The 13,912-nt window shown below is 71.6% G+C and carries 12 protein-coding genes; 6 read left to right on the top strand and 6 right to left on the bottom strand.

Annotated features, from left to right (window positions below; all coding sequences use genetic code 11):
* Nucleotides 1-12: 12 nt before the first annotated feature.
* The 3 genes from ACZ66S_RS15450 to ACZ66S_RS15440 form a co-directional block, all read right to left on the bottom strand.
* Nucleotides 13-1,164 (bottom strand): damage-control phosphatase ARMT1 family protein, encoded by a 1,152-nt coding sequence (locus ACZ66S_RS15450; RefSeq protein WP_469902022.1) that lies wholly within the window; start codon nt 1,162-1,164, stop codon nt 13-15.
* Nucleotides 1,165-1,264: 100 nt separating this feature from the next.
* Nucleotides 1,265-1,915 carry a ScbR family autoregulator-binding transcription factor gene (locus ACZ66S_RS15445; RefSeq protein WP_469902021.1) on the bottom strand — a complete coding sequence of 217 codons (651 nt, stop codon included), beginning with the start codon at nt 1,913-1,915 and terminating at the stop codon, nt 1,265-1,267.
* Nucleotides 1,916-1,985: 70 nt separating this feature from the next.
* Nucleotides 1,986-2,912: a ScbA/BarX family gamma-butyrolactone biosynthesis protein gene (locus ACZ66S_RS15440; RefSeq protein ID WP_469902020.1), complete on the bottom strand. Its 927-nt coding sequence runs from the start codon at nt 2,910-2,912 to the stop codon at nt 1,986-1,988.
* Nucleotides 2,913-3,058: 146 nt separating this feature from the next.
* Here ACZ66S_RS15440 and ACZ66S_RS15435 point away from each other — a divergent pair, with 146 nt between their 5' ends.
* Nucleotides 3,059-3,721 carry a ScbR family autoregulator-binding transcription factor gene (locus ACZ66S_RS15435; protein ID WP_469902019.1) on the top strand — a complete coding sequence of 221 codons (663 nt, stop codon included), beginning with the start codon at nt 3,059-3,061 and terminating at the stop codon, nt 3,719-3,721.
* Between the two features lie 102 nt (nt 3,722-3,823).
* Here the strand turns inward: ACZ66S_RS15435 and ACZ66S_RS15430 are convergent, their stop codons facing one another.
* Nucleotides 3,824-5,608 carry a S8 family peptidase gene (locus tag ACZ66S_RS15430; protein WP_469902018.1) on the bottom strand — a complete coding sequence of 595 codons (1,785 nt, stop codon included), beginning with the start codon at nt 5,606-5,608 and terminating at the stop codon, nt 3,824-3,826.
* 377 nt (nt 5,609-5,985) lie between these two features.
* On the opposite strand from ACZ66S_RS15430, the gene ACZ66S_RS15425 reads away from it, so the two are divergent.
* The gene (locus ACZ66S_RS15425; protein ID WP_469902017.1) at nt 5,986-6,915 is read left to right on the top strand and encodes a lytic polysaccharide monooxygenase; all 930 of its coding nucleotides are present in this window, start codon (nt 5,986-5,988) and stop codon (nt 6,913-6,915) included.
* Nucleotides 6,916-6,933: 18 nt separating this feature from the next.
* Here ACZ66S_RS15425 and ACZ66S_RS15420 read toward each other — a convergent pair whose 3' ends face one another.
* Nucleotides 6,934-7,590: a Tat pathway signal sequence domain protein gene (locus ACZ66S_RS15420; protein ID WP_469902016.1), complete on the bottom strand. Its 657-nt coding sequence runs from the start codon at nt 7,588-7,590 to the stop codon at nt 6,934-6,936.
* Between the two features lie 661 nt (nt 7,591-8,251).
* On the opposite strand from ACZ66S_RS15420, the gene ACZ66S_RS15415 reads away from it, so the two are divergent.
* Complete coding sequence (locus ACZ66S_RS15415; protein WP_469902015.1) at nt 8,252-8,917, top strand: DUF6230 family protein; 666 nt, start codon at nt 8,252-8,254, stop codon at nt 8,915-8,917.
* The gene (locus ACZ66S_RS15410; protein WP_469902014.1) at nt 8,917-9,444 is read left to right on the top strand and encodes a DUF6114 domain-containing protein; all 528 of its coding nucleotides are present in this window, start codon (nt 8,917-8,919) and stop codon (nt 9,442-9,444) included. The genes ACZ66S_RS15415 and ACZ66S_RS15410 overlap by 1 nt, the downstream gene beginning before the upstream one ends.
* A gap of 81 nt (nt 9,445-9,525) precedes the next feature.
* On the opposite strand, the gene ACZ66S_RS15405 is transcribed toward ACZ66S_RS15410, so the two are convergent.
* Entirely contained in the window at nt 9,526-10,257 is a 732-nt protein-coding gene (locus ACZ66S_RS15405) for a Type 1 glutamine amidotransferase-like domain-containing protein (RefSeq protein WP_469902013.1), read from the bottom strand.
* Between the two features lie 262 nt (nt 10,258-10,519).
* On the opposite strand from ACZ66S_RS15405, the gene ACZ66S_RS15400 reads away from it, so the two are divergent.
* Both ACZ66S_RS15400 and ACZ66S_RS15395 read left to right on the top strand, forming a co-directional pair.
* On the top strand, nt 10,520-11,530 hold the full coding sequence (locus tag ACZ66S_RS15400; RefSeq protein ID WP_469902012.1) for a substrate-binding domain-containing protein: 1,011 nt from the start codon (nt 10,520-10,522) through the stop codon (nt 11,528-11,530).
* Nucleotides 11,531-11,624: 94 nt separating this feature from the next.
* The coding region (locus ACZ66S_RS15395; protein WP_469902011.1) for a sensor histidine kinase at nt 11,625-13,912 on the top strand (2,288 nt) is incomplete at its 3' end.

Below are 13,912 nucleotides of genomic sequence, written 5' to 3'. Positions count from 1 at the left end.
GCATAACTCTCCTCACGGCCGGACCTGGATGAGCGCGTGGGTCCCGCTCGTCCGCCAGCGCTGTCCCTCCGCCTCGACCAGCGCGGTCTCCGTGCGCCCGTCGAGTCCGGTGACCACGTCGGACTTCAGGGTGCGCAGGGCGGCCACCGGGCCCGGGAAGTACGCGGTGACGTCGGCGAACGGCGTGGTCGGCGGCCACCACCGGTCGCCCACCAGGCGCCGGTAGTTGAGGTCCCCCTTCAGGACGGTGAGGGAGGCCGCGCCGATCTCGGCACGCAGATCGGCGGGCATGTCGGCGTACGGCAGCGGGGCGCAGGAGAACGGGTGCGCGCGGACGTCGAGCCGTCCGTCGGTCATGGCCTCCCACAGGCGGCGGCCGTAGCCCGCGGCCGCCCCCGGTGCCCGTACGAGCCGGCGCAGCGCGTCGACCACGTCGGCGGTGGTCGCGTCGGAGACGTAGTAGGGGTACGGCTTCACGTGCAGCACGGCCCGCTCGATCCGGCCGTGTTCGAGGAGTTGGGCCACCAGCAGGAGGTCGGGGATCAGTTCGCGTCCGGCGTTGTCGGCGATCAGGCACAGGGTGCCGGCCCCGTCGAGCAGGGTCCGCAGGCGGTCGCTGTCGTCGGTGACCAGGTCCGGTACCGCGTCCCGCCCTTCGGCCGTCCCGTCGGAGAGGCGGAACCCGAGGTCGGCGCGGTTCCCCCACAGCGAGCCGTGCAGCAGGGCCGTCCACTGTTCCTCGGTGGGCAGGGCGGTGAGCTCGTCCAGCGCGGCCAGCTCCTCGTCGGTCTCGCGGGAGTGGAGTTCGGCGAGCTTGGAGGGCCGGAAGGGGTCGATGCCGCGCCAGGGTCCGTCCGCGAAGTACCCGACGGCGTCGAGGAGTCGGCGGTAGAAGTAGCTCTCGGACCAGAGCCACGGCACGTCGTACCAGGAGCGCCCCGTGTAGGCGTCGATCCCCCAGTCCGCCCATGCCCCGCCGGGAAGCGGGTCGATCACGCCCTTGGTGCAGCTTTCGAGCAGCGCGTCGAGGGCGCGGTGCTGCACGGGGCCGTACGGGAAGTTCTCCCGCACCTGCCGGATGATCGCGGGGTGCCGCTCGGCGAGCACGCCGTGCGGGAAGGAGCCGGGGTCGTTGCCGAGGATGACGTCTGCGCTGCGGGACATGCCGCGACTGTAGTCACCCGGACCACGGGACCGGGCGCATGTGCGGCTGCGCCGCGTGGGCGCGCTGGGGCCGAGGCGGGTGCCCTGGCGGTGACGGCGGTCAGCCGCCGCTGCGGGCCTCCTGCTCCAACTGGCTGACCAGTGCCAGGTAGCGCGCCCGTCGGGGGACGGGTACCAGCCCCCGGATCATCACGTGCCACATCTCCGCGAGCCGCCGCGGCTGCCGTCCGACCGGCTCCAGATGGCGGCCCACGACGCGTGTCCCGACGAAGAAGCACACCAGGGAGTGCGCGACCGCGTCCACATCGGTGTCCGGGTGCAGGTCGGCCTCCTTGACCGCCCCGAGCAGCTTGCCCGTGGCCAGGTCCAGCCACTCGGTGAACGGGTGCCGCAGCGGCGGACGTACCTCGACTCCCCCGGTGGCGAGCCGGAGTCCGGCGCGGAGCACCGGCCCCTCGACGGAGAGCCGGGCTATCCCGAAGGTGATGCGGACCAGTGCCTCCAGCGCGGTGTACCCCCGGGCGTCCACGTCGCCCGCGAGCTGTCGGGACGCCCGCGACTGGATCTCCATGATCGCGTGCGCGAGATCGTCCTTCGCCGCGAAGTGGAAGTACAGCGCCCCTTTGGTGACTTGGGCGTGCGCGACGATGTCGCTCAGACTGGTCGACTCATAGCCGCGACGGTCGAACAGATCGGCGGCGGCGGTGATGATCGTCGCTCGGGTCTGTTCAGCGCGTAACTGCCTCGGCATCGACTGCACACTCCTGGTACGGAAAAGAACGGGTCATGCCGTTTGTTTTTTACTCCCTGTACACGATATCTCACCCTGCGACGGCACCCACCGTGCAGGCGAAGACCACCGACTCCCCTTGCAGGGCGATGACTTGTACGTCGGTGTCGTCCCCCTCGCTCACCTCCACCCGGACCGGTTGGTCGAGCTCCGCGTACCGGTGGAACGTGGCGTGGAACGACGCCGGCAGTCGGCGCTCCGCCCCGCCGTGCGCCCGTACGGCCTGCCGGGCGGCCTCCAGGAGGAGCATGCCGGGGATGTGGTCGAGGGGGTGGTCGAAGAAGCCGGGGTGGGAGGTGTCGACGCGGAGGCGCCAGCGGCCGGGGCGGTCGGCGGACGAGAGGAGGACGTCGCCGGCGAGAGCCCGTCCCACCGTGTCGGCGGGCAGCGGCGGGGGCAGCGGTCGTGGCAGCCGCAGGGTGCCGATGTCGGCGGTGCGGCCTCCGCGCAGTCGGCGATAGACGGACTCGTTCGTCCAGGTCACGGCGATGTGGCCGGTCGCGACCCGTTCACCGCCCAGGCGTACGGCGGCGTCGTAGCGCAGGGCGGCCGGGCGGCCCGCGCGGCGGCGGACCTCCCTGACGGTGATGTCGACGACGGGTTCGGCGGGGACGGCGCCGACGGCCAGGTGCTCCGGGCGCGTGTCCACACGCAGTTCCCGGAGGACGAAGCAGTGGTCGAGGGGGACCTCGTAGGCCGCGTGGGCGAGCAGCGCACCGCACTGGCGGACCGTTTCTGCAACCAGCAGCGGCTCGTAGGCCGAACGGTCCGGGGACACGTGCAACTGATGGGCGCGCGGCCACTGGGCGGTGACGGTGAAGCGGTCCGCGCCGGTCCTGGTCCACCCGGTGAGGAGGATCTCCGCGACGGCCGCGCGGTGCACGAACTCCCGGGGTACGGTCGCGGTCAGAGGTCCGGAACCGGGCCGGGCCTGCGCGAACCGCCGTAACTCTGGCATGTCTCCCCCTCGTTCCTCCGATGCGATGACGGACGGTGAGGTGCCCGTGCCGGTGAGCGATAGAGTACGAGGGATTCCGGTCTGTTTTCAATGTGACCCGATCGAGACCGGTCGAGATCCGAACGTGGCGCAGGGGAGGGGTTCTTATGGCGAGACAGGAGCGCGCCATCAGGACACGCAGGGCGATCGTGGAAGCCGCGGGGGCCGTCTTCGACGAGCACGGGTACGCGGCGAGCACCATCGCGATGGTGCTGGAGCGGGCCGACGTCACCAAAGGGGCCCTGTACTTCCACTTCCCCTCCAAGGAATCCCTGGCTCAGGCGGTGCTCGACGAGCAGTTGTCCCTGGGCGCGGTCCCGCCGCATCCGTGCAAGGTGCAGGAGATCGTCGACATGACGTTCGTCTTCGGACAACGGCTGCGGACCAACGCCCTGTTGAAGGGGAGCGTGCGGCTGACGGTGGACCAGTGCGCGCCGCCCGGCGTCGATCACACGGGGCCGTTCCGGCAGTGGAGCGACCATCTGGTGGACATGCTGCAAGTGGCCCGGGAACAGGGCGAGTTGCTGCCGACGGTCGAGCCGCGGGACACGGCTGATCTGCTGGTCGGGGCGTTCGCCGGGGTGCAGTTGATGTCCCGGGCGCTGCACGGTCGGGAGGATCTCGGGCGCCGCATCTCCGTTATGTGGGCCCACATGCTGCCGAGCATCGCGGTGCCGGGACTGCTGGTCGGCCTCGACAGCCGGCCCGACCGGGGGGCACGGCTGCTGGCGTCCTTCGAAGGCCTGGAACTCGTGGGCGCCGAGGCCTGACGGCGCCGGCGCCGCCCCTGTCACGGGTGTCGCACGAGAGTGGGCCGGCCGGTGCCCATCCGCACCGGCCGGCCCACTCGTTCCCGTGGTTCGCCCAGAAGGTCAGAAGGTCAGCTTCCAGCCGTTGAGCGTGCCCGTGTCCTGCGCGGCCGTGTCCTGGACGCGGAGCTTCCAGGTGCCGTTGGCCGTCTCGGAGGAGGCGTTCACCGTGTAGGTGGTGTTGACGTTGTCGGCCGAGTCCGAGGAGCTCGCGGCCTTCAGGCTGTACACCGACCCGTCCGGGGCCACGAGGCTGATCGCCAGGTCACCGCGGTAGGTGTGGGTGATGTCGACGCCGATCTGGAGGGCCGTGGGGGCGTTGCCGCTGCGGCCGCTGACGGCGATGGGGGACTCGATCGCCGAGCCGTTGTCCGGGATGGCGACGGCGGTGGTGCTGGAGAAGGTCGTCCCCGTCGTCGTGCCGCCGCCGCTCACGGCCGCCACCGTCTTCGCCGCGTCGGCCAGGCCCGCGCCGCAGCCGCCGGAGCAGGCGCCGGGCAGCGGACGGGCGTTGTTCTTGATGGCGGTCTCGATCTGCGCCGGGGTCAGCGCGGAGTTCGCCGACTTCATCAGCGCGACCAGGCCCGCGATGTGCGGGGTGGCCATGCTGGTGCCCTGGTAGTAGGCGTACGACTCCGAAGAGGGCGTCGAGGCACCGGAGTTGAGCGTGGACAGGATGCCGTTGGCGGTGCCGGTGCTGGTCTGGCCGCCGGGCGCCGAGATGTCCACGAGGGAGCCGTAGTTGGAGTAGGAGGCCTTGGCGCCGGAGCGGTTGGTCGCGGCGACCGAGATGATGTTGTTGCAGTTGCCCGGCGAGTGGCCGGAGACGTTCTCGTTCTCGTTGCCGGCGGCCACCACGACGGTGGTGCCGCGGCTGACGGCGTTGTTGATGGCGGTCTGGGTCGCCGAGGTGCAGGCGCCGTCGCCGCCGAGGCTCATGTTGATGACCTTGGCGACATTGGTGTTGGCGGGTGCACCGGAGACGGTGCCGCCGGACGCCCAGGTGATGCCGTCGATGATGTCGGAGTCGTAGCCGCCGCACTTGCCGAGGACGCGCACCGGGGAGATCTTCGCGCCGTACGCGATGCCCGCGACGCCCTTGCTGTTGTTGGTGACCGCGGCGATGGTGCCGGCGACGTGCGTGCCGTGCCAGGAGGAACTGGAGGCCGGGATGCCCGCGCCGCACTCGTTGGCCGCGTAGTAGTCGCCCGGGTCGGCGGGGTTGCTGTCGCGGCCGTTGCCGTCGACGGAGACCGCGGTGTCGGAGATGAAGTCGTAGCCGCCGACGATGTTCGCGGCGAGGTCGGAGTGGGTGACGTAGCCGGTGTCGATGACGGCGACGGTCACGCCGGTGCCGGTGGACTTCGCCCAGGCACCGGGCACGTTCATGCCCGCGGTGGCCTCGAACAGGTCCCACTGCTTGGCGTACTCGGTGTCGTTCGGGTCGGCCTGCGGCTTGTTGAGGCGGTCCGGTACGACGTAGGCGACCTGCGGGTCGGCCTTGAACTCGGCGACGGCGTCGGCCACTTCGGCCTTGCTGGGGTCGGCGCCCAGGTCGACGAGGGCGGCGCCGGTGCCGAGTCTGCGCTGGAAGTCGGCGTCCTTGGCGGCGGCGTCGGCCTCGGCGGCCTTGTTCGACGTGGCCTCGGCGGCGCCGGACCTGTAGCCGACGATGAGGCGCTCGGCCTCGATGCCGGGGGCGGCCTCGGTCAGCGCGGCCGGGACGGCGGTGTCCTGGGCGGGGGCGTCCTGGGCGACGGCGACGGAGGCCGTGCCGACGGACAGCAGGGCGGCGGAGACGGCGGCGGCGGATATCAGCTTCCGCCGGAGGGAGGGGGAGGTACGCAAGGGCTTGCCTTTCGTGGCCGTGCTCCGGGCAGCGCGGAGCAGCAGTCGAATCGCTTCGTGGGGGAAGCGGCGGGGGGTGAAGCCAGGAGCGCAGAGGCCGGCCAAGACGGGGAAGCGGGACCCGTTCGGGGTTGCCTGTGGGTCCGCTGTGGTCGAACGATAGGCAAAGGGCAGGTCATGGGGATACAGGGGAAACCCTTGACCCGGCCGGGAACCGACCCTCGGCGATGGCTGGTTGACCGCGGATGGCACCTTTGCCCGCCTCTGCACGTGTGCGGACGATCCGGGGTGCCGGTGAACGCGCGGGGCCCGGGCCCCGTACTGCACGGAAGCCCGTCGTTCCCGCGCCGCCCGAGGAGGCGTTCCGGATGGCCCGGATGCCCTGGACAACCGCCCGCCGTACGAGTGCGGCGGCCGCCGCCGCCCTGACCCCGTTCCTTCTGACCGTGTTCGCGGCGGCGCCCGCGCAGGCCCACGGTGCCCCCACGGACCCGGTCAGCCGGGTCTTCGCCTGCTCCCCCGACGGCGGCTCGACCGGCACGGCCGCGTGCCGGGCCGCCGTGTCGGCGAACGGCCGGTCCTTCGCCGCGTGGGACAACCTGCGGGTCGCCGGCGTCAACGGGCGGGACCGGCAGACGATCCCCGACGGCAAGCTGTGCAGCGGCGGCCTGTCCGCCTACAAGGGCCTCGACCTGGCCCGCTCCGACTGGCCGGCCACGCGATTTTCCCCGGGCGCGAGCCTGACCATGAAGTACGTGTCGACGATCCCGCACACCGGCACGTTCCGCATGTACCTCACGAAACAGGGCTACAACCCGTCGAAGCCGCTGACGTGGTCCGACCTTCCGGAACAGCCGTTCGCCCGGGTGACGGACCCGGCGCTGACGGACGGCGCGTACCGGATCCGGATGACTCTGCCGAAGGACCGCACGGGCCGGCAGGTGCTGTACACGATCTGGCAGAACAGCAGTACGGCCGACACGTACTACTCGTGCTCGGACGTGGTGTTCCCGGCCGCGGCCGAAGAGAACGGGGACAAGGCGAGTGCGGCCGCGTCGCCGACCCGGTCGAGGGCGGCGGAGAGGAAGCCGACGCCAAGTGCCGCGCCTGCCACGACCTCCGCCGCACCCTCGCCGACACCTTCCGTGGCCCGGTCGGCGGGCGGTGCCGTGCCCGACGCCACTCCGGTGGCGGCCGACGCGCCGCCCGGCTCCGGGCCGTCCGCGCCCGTGCTGGCGGGCGGCGCCGCCGCGGTGCTGGTGCTCACCGGGGGCGCCGCCCTGACGCTGCGTCTACGACGACGCTGAACTACGTTTCTACGATGCTCAGTTGACGTAGACCGGCGCGCCGTCCGCGGTCACCGGGCTGTACTTCGCGCTCCAGAAACCGCTGGCGGGGCACAGCGAGGAACCGGACGTCCGGCTGAACTGCTGGTTGGCGAAGGTGATGCTGTTGTCGGAGTTGTCCGCCGTGCCGGACAGGCCGGCCGCCGCCTGGTAGACGCAGCTCACGCTGCCCAGCAGGGTGCGCAGCACCACGGTGGTCTGGATGGCGGAACCGCTCGCCGGGGTCACGGCGACGGTGCCGTCGGAGGACACGGCGGTGGAGTACGGCAGGTTGTTCACCGTGATGCTGGTGACGCCGAGGACGCCGACCACGTTCGAGGTGCAGTTGCTGAAGGTCTGCCCGGTCAGGGACTCGGTGGCGGTGCCCGGCGCGGTCGGGTTGCTGCCGACCGTGGCGGTGAAGGTGGACGCCGAGCAGGTGATCCCGCTGGTGCCGGTCGAGCTGGAGTAGAGGGTGGCGGTGGTGCCGCTCGCCAGGGAGGCGCTGATGGCCGTGCCCTCGGCGACGTCGGTACCGCCGACCGTGCCCGTGGTGAGGACCGCGACATCGGCCGCGGCGGCGGGCGCGGACGCGGCCACGGGAAGCGCGAAGGCGGCGGCAGCGGCGGTGAGGGAGAGCAGGGAACGCATACGCATGGGGGATTGCCTCTTTCCTGAGGTGAGGGTGGGTGTGGGGGGCGCGGACGCGCGTCGGCGTCCGCCGTTGCCGACCCCGTCACGCCTTCTCCGTACGTGACGGGACCGGCAACGGCATCAGGCCGGCGACCGGCCGGGCCCTATGGGGGAGGGCTCCGGCCGGGCCGGGCGGGAGATGGCGAGCCCGGTGCGGCCCAGGGGGGAACGACCGGTTCGGGTGCCGTGCAGGGTCGGACTCGGGCGGTGCAGAGCCTGTGCGGGACAGATGGTCCGGGAACGCGGGCAGGTGCCGCCCGACGGCTCGGATCCGGCGCCACGGATCCGGGAAGCCAGGGAGAGTTGTAGACCTGATCATCCGTCAACGTCAAGGTGTGCAAAGGGAGTTGATCTTCAATCGGCGGATTTTTGTCACTGCGGAGGCGTTGTTGATCACGGGTGGCACATAATCAACACCCTTTACGCACAACTTGCTTGACCCGCAGGCGTAACCGCCGGTAACTTCCCTGTCGTTACTGCGGAGTACGTGAAAGCCCTTGCAGCCGCCGGGGGTTGCACGGAGGCGTGCGCCGCAGCCGCCGTCCGCGCCAGGACGACAAGCCACTGAAGCCGCACATCCGCACGTGAGCCCCACTTGCGTTGACTATGCCCCTGGGAGCAGCACATGGCCTCGTCCGTCGGCACCAACTCCGAGATTCCCGAAAGCGGTTCCGCCCCCGAAGCCTCCGGCAGTCCCGCGAGACGCGGGCGGGTCCGGGGCCGCCGGGCCGCGATCATGGCCGTGCCGGCCGTCGTGATCACCGCGGGTATGGCGATCCTGACCGCCGAGGGCGCTCTGGGCGTCCAGTTCGCCATCTCCGGCATGCCCTTCACGGTCACCGCGACGGAGCTCGACGGCACCGGGTTCGAGCAGTTCGGCGGCCTCGACAACATGGCGGACAACAGCCCGAACGCCGGCGACACCGGCGGCCAGGTGCTGGTCGTGACCTCCGCCATCAAGAAGGCGACCCTCACCAAGCTGTGCCAGAGCGTCGACCTGGGCGGCACCAACCTGCGGATCGAGGCGGGCGGCGGCAAGGACAAGGTCCAGGCGACCGACCTGACCACGGACTCGACCGAGCTGTCCGGCAACGCCTCCTTCGACAACATCGAGATCGGCAACGACGCCAGCACCCTCACCAAGGCGGGGGTGAAGGGCCCCATCGGCGTCTTCAGCCAGCAGGCCGACACCGTGCACATCGGCGACCTGCGGCAGACCAACTACGCCACCACGGCAGGGGTGTTCAAGCTCCCCGGCCTCAAGCTCAGTTTCAGCAGCAAGGCCTGCTGATGGAGGGGCAGGAGCCGGTGGGCGTCCAGCCGAGCGCGGACAGCCAGGACGCGTTCACCCGCTTCGTGAACGGACGCCCGTTCTTCGGCGGGCTGTGGCTCACCCTGGGCGGGGCGTGGATCCTGCTCACCATGAAGGCCTCGCTGAAGGTCGTCGTCCATGTCGGGATGCAGGGGGTGGCGGGCTACCTCCTGCCGACCTTGATGGTGCTGCTGGGCCTGCTGATCCTCTTCAGTCCGGCGCAGCGCCTGTTCTACTCGATCACCGGCGTCCTGGTCTCCATGGGCACCTGGGTCACCTCGAACATGGGCGGCTTCATGGTCGGCCTCCTGCTGGGGGTCGTGGGAAGCATCCTGACCTTCGGCTGGATGCCCGACCAGGAGCCGCGGGTGGGCCGCCGCGAGCGGCGCCGGACGGCACTCCAGACGCCCCAGGAAGGGCCCGCGACCGGGACGGGACCGGACGGTACCGACACCCGCACGGCCCGGGCCGTGTCGGCCACCGGCGCCCCGAGGGCCGCCCAGTAGTCCCGGCCGCGGGCCCTCTCCCGCAGCCGGATCGCGCGTCCGCCTTCCCCTCCCGGGGCCCGGACCGCGCGGGCTCGCCCGTCACACGCCGGGCAGCCTGCGCGGTTCTACGCGTTCCTCGACCGCCACGTCGCCGTCGCGCGTGACGACGTAGGCGCCCTTGCCGGGCACCTCGGTCACGGCCTCGACGAGTTCGGTGCCGCGGTAGACCAGTCCGACGCCGTCGTCCGTGCAGTGGGTGGCGGGCAGGGTGCCGTCCGCCACCAGCCGGTGGACCAGGGGGCGGCGGCCCGGGTCGCTGTCGTAGTGCACCCCGTTGCCGTACGGCAGGAAGCCCAACGCGTCGGTCAGCGGGCGCAGTTCGGGGCCGTACGAGTCGGTGGTGCCGCCCTCGAACCAGCACAGGGAGCCGGCGCTGACCCCGCTGAGCACCACGCCGGACTCCCACGCCCTGCGCATGGTCCGGTCGAGGCCGTGCACCCGCCACACGGCGAGCAGGTTGGCGACCGAGCCGCCCATGACCCACACCACGTCCTGCTCCAGGACGGTGCCCTCGACGTCGTCCAGGTTGGGCATGGGAAAGAGCTGGAGCGGCGTGAGGTCGAAGCCGGCCGTCCGTGCCGCCTCGTGCATCCGGGCCGTGAAGTGCTCGGCGTCCCCGATGGCCGTGCCCACGTACATCACGCGCGGCCTGCGGCCGTGGGCGCCCGAGAGGTCGACGGCGTGGTGCACCAGTGCGTGGAACGACACCATGGTGCGACCGCCGGTGCGGTGTCCTCCGGAGGTGGCGACGATCGTCGGTTCTGCGGCCATTTCATGATCCTGGTGAGCGGCGGCCCGGGCGTGGAGCTGGCACAGGGGCATGCCCGCGTGCGCGGGCTCCCGGCTGCCGCACACCGATGAAGATCATTACGATGCGGAACCGAGAAGTCACTACAAGGGGCTGATCACTTGACTACCGGCGGTCACACGCGGTTGGCTCCTGGCCAGTGAAAGTTCAGCCGGCCGACGCGCCCGCGTCCCGGACCGCTTTCCCGTTCCGCCTGCCAGGCCGCACAGCGAGGTGCCGCACCCCATGAACACTCCTCCCCCACCTCGGACTTCCTTGAGATCCCTGCGCGTGGCCGCCCTCCTCTCCGTCGCTCTCCTGCTGCTCGCCGGCTGTTCCGGCGCCGGTGACGACTCCCGGCTCGGCACGGGCGCGGCGGGCGGAGCGGACGCGTCGGGGCTGAGGTTCGCCCTGATCACCCACGGCGGCGAGGGGGACGCCTTCTGGGAGCGCGTGCGCAAGGGCGCCGAGGCCGCCGCCGCGAAGGACGGCGTCGAGCTGACGTTCGCCAACGACCCCGATCCGGCGGGACAGGCCCGCCTGGTGCGCGACGCCATCGGCAACCGGGTCGACGGCATCGCGCTGACCCTGGCCAAACCGGCCGCGATGAAGGCCCCGGTCGCCGCGGCCCGGGCGGCCGGCATCCCGGTGGTGGGCCTCAACTCCGGTATCGACGCCTGGAAGTCGCAGGGACTGCTGGAGTACTTCGGCCAGGACGAGATCGTGGCCGGCGCGGCCGTCGGGGACAAGCTGAACGGCCTGAAGGCCCGGCACGTGCTGTGCGTCATCCACGAGCGGGGCAACGTCGCCCTGGAGGCACGCTGCGCCGGGGTGAAGAAGACCTTCGGCGGCGAGACCGAGAACGTCTACGTGGAGGGCACCGACCCCGAGGCCGTGGACACCGTCCTCACGGCCAGGCTGCGGCAGGACGCCGGCATCGACGAGGTCGTCACGCTCGGCGCGCAGTTCGCGCTGGACGCCGTCGACTCGGTGAAGGCAGCGGGCAGCAGGGCCCGGGTCGCCACCTTCGACCTCAACGACGACCTGGTCAAGGCGATCCGCGCCGGGAACGTGCAGTTCGCGGTGGACCAGCAGCCGTACCTCCAGGGCTATCTGGCCGTTGACTCCCTGTGGCTGTACCGGACCAACGGCAACATCAGCGGGGGCGGTGTGGCTCCGGTGCTCACCGGGCCCGCGTTCGTCACCCGGTCGAACGTCGCCACGGTCGCCAAGTTCGCCGCCGCGGGCACCCGTTGACCGTCCCGCCACGAGGACGGCCGAGACCGACCGCAGTGCGCACGGCGAGACCGACCGCAGGACACCCCCTTCCCCTGACCGCCCAAGGACGACCATGCCCGACCGGAAAGGCGCCCGGCGCCGCCTCGGCTCCATACGTCTCTCCCTCATCATGCTGGCGCTGGTGCCGAGCGTCACGCTCGCGGCGATGTGGGGTGTGACGACCACGCAGTTGTTCTCGGAAGGGCTACGGCTGCGCTCGCAGACCGAGCTGAGCAGGTCGACCGGCGCGATGGGCACCGAGACCACGCTCGCCCTGCAGGGGGAACGCGCGGCGTCCGCCGCCTGGCTGGCCAAGGTGCCCGGTTCCCGGGCCGCCCTGGACGAGAAGCGGGCGGCCACCGACGCGGCGGTCGCCAAGCTCCTGCGGCGGTCCGACGAGATCCAGCGGGCGCCCGCGCGCATCGCCGACCAGCTCTACTCGGTCCTCGGCTCGGTGGGCAGCCTGGAGTACTACCGCGACCAGGTGGACCGCCCCACCGACATCACCGCCGAACAGGCCCTGGACCAGTACACGTCGATCATCGACGACCAGATACACGCCTTCCAGCAGCTCTCGCAGGTGGACGACGGCGACCTCACCTCGCAGGCGGGACCGCTCGTCGCGATCGAGCACGCGGCGGAGCTGACCTCCCAGGAGGACGTGGCGCTCACCCTGGCCTGGCCGTCCGGTCATCTCGACGAGAAGGCCTGGGCGCACTTCGTGCAACTGGTGAACACGCGCCGGTGGCTCGTCCAGGACCAGATCGTGCCCGCGCTGAGCGGGGACGCCAAGACGCAGACGGAGCGGATCCTGGGGAGCGCGGACTGGCAGACCATGACGGCGGTCGAGGACCGGATCCTCGCCGCGCGGCCGGCCGGCGGCACGGGGCGGGTGGCCCTGCCGGACGCGGGCAAGCGGTGGTCCGCCGCGATGCAGCGGGTCTCCGTCCGGTACAGCGACCTGATCCGGCAGCAGACCTCGGCGCTGCTGACCCGGAGCGCGGACAAGGCGCGGGAACAGCTCCTGACGGCGGCCCTGGCCAGTGCGGGCGGCCTGATCGCGTTGTTGATCTGCCTCGTCATGTCCTGGCGGATCACCCGCTCGCTGTCCCGAAGGCTGCGGGGTCTGCGGGAGGCCACGCTGGGTCTCGCCCAGGACCGGCTGCCGGACGTGGTCGCGCGGCTGGAGCGGGGCGAGAAGGTCGATGTGGACCGTGCCGCACCGGAGTTGGACTACGGCTCTGACGAACTGGGCCAGGTCGCACAGGCGTTCAACGCGGCCCAGCGGACGGCTGTGGTGACCGCCGTCGAACTCGCCGACACCCGGCTGGGGTTCCAGAAGGTGATCCTCGGCATCGCCCGGCAGAGCCAGAACCTGGTCAACCTCCAGCTCAGCAAGCTGGACACGCTGGAGCGCGAGCACCAGGACCCGGACGTCCTGGCGGGCCTGTACGAACTCGACTCCACGGCCAGCCAGTTGCGGCGGTACGAGGAGAACCTGGTCATCATCAGCGGCGGCCGGCCGCGGCGTAGCTGGACCGAGCCGGTCGCGCTGATCGACATCCTGCGCAGTGCGGTGGGCGAGGTCGCCGAGTACCACCGGGTGGAGGTGCGCACCGAGGAGGAGGTCTCCCTGGCCCCGCCCGCGGTCGCGGACGTGATCCACCTGCTGGCCGAACTGATCGAGAACGCCACGCTGTACTCCCCCGCGCCGAGTCCCGTCGGGGTGCGGGCGGGCCTGGTCGCCAAGGGGCTGGCCGTCGAGGTCGAGGACCGGGGCCTCGGCATGTCGGAGGACGAGTACGCCGCCTTCAACGCCCACCTGGCCGAGGCCCCCAAGTTCGACGTGGTCGCCCTCGCGGACGATCTGCGTCTCGGCATGTTCGTCGTCGCCCGCCTCGCCAACCGCCACGGCATCCAGGTGACCCTGCGCTCCTCGCCGTACGGCGGCACCACGGCGATCGTCCTGATCCCGCACGAGATCGTCGTACGGGAGGAGGAGGGCGGGAAGGAAGGCCGGCACGGGGCGGCGGCAGCGCCCGGCGAGCGCTCGGCCGACAGGGAACACACGAAGGAGCCGGCGCCCGGGGCAAGGCCGGCAGCCGTCACCGCGCCGACAGCCGGCGCCGACCCGACATCCGGCGCGCAGTCGGCGGCCAGCACGGACGGGGCACCCGGCGCCGAACCGACAGCCGACGCCAAGCCGGCAGCAGGCACCAAGACGGCAGCCAGCGCCAAGCCGACAGCCGTCACTGAGCCGACGGCCGGCGCCGACCCGACATCCGGCGCGCAGTCGGCGGCCAGCACGGACGGGGCACCCGGCGCCGAACCGACAGCCGACGCCAAGCCGGCAGCAGGCAC

It is taken from the genome of Streptomyces sp. NPDC107471, from assembly GCF_055582845.1.
This window is presented reverse-complemented; position numbering and strand designations above follow the sequence as displayed.

Bases quoted from the DNA above. Each gene is read 5' to 3' on its own strand.
- ACZ66S_RS15420 (WP_469902016.1), bottom strand. From the start codon at position 7,590: ATGCGTATGCGTTCCCTGCTCTCCCTCACCGCCGCTGCCGCCGCCTTC.
- ACZ66S_RS15415 (WP_469902015.1), top strand. From the start codon at position 8,252: ATGGCCTCGTCCGTCGGCACCAACTCCGAGATTCCCGAAAGCGGTTCC.
- ACZ66S_RS15410 (WP_469902014.1), top strand. From the start codon at position 8,917: ATGGAGGGGCAGGAGCCGGTGGGCGTCCAGCCGAGCGCGGACAGCCAG.
- ACZ66S_RS15405 (WP_469902013.1), bottom strand. From the start codon at position 10,257: ATGGCCGCAGAACCGACGATCGTCGCCACCTCCGGAGGACACCGCACC.
- ACZ66S_RS15400 (WP_469902012.1), top strand. From the start codon at position 10,520: ATGAACACTCCTCCCCCACCTCGGACTTCCTTGAGATCCCTGCGCGTG.
- ACZ66S_RS15445 (WP_469902021.1), bottom strand. From the start codon at position 1,915: ATGCCGAGGCAGTTACGCGCTGAACAGACCCGAGCGACGATCATCACC.
- ACZ66S_RS15450 (WP_469902022.1), bottom strand. From the start codon at position 1,164: ATGTCCCGCAGCGCAGACGTCATCCTCGGCAACGACCCCGGCTCCTTC.
- ACZ66S_RS15425 (WP_469902017.1), top strand. From the start codon at position 5,986: ATGCCCTGGACAACCGCCCGCCGTACGAGTGCGGCGGCCGCCGCCGCC.
- ACZ66S_RS15435 (WP_469902019.1), top strand. From the start codon at position 3,059: ATGGCGAGACAGGAGCGCGCCATCAGGACACGCAGGGCGATCGTGGAA.
- ACZ66S_RS15440 (WP_469902020.1), bottom strand. From the start codon at position 2,912: ATGCCAGAGTTACGGCGGTTCGCGCAGGCCCGGCCCGGTTCCGGACCT.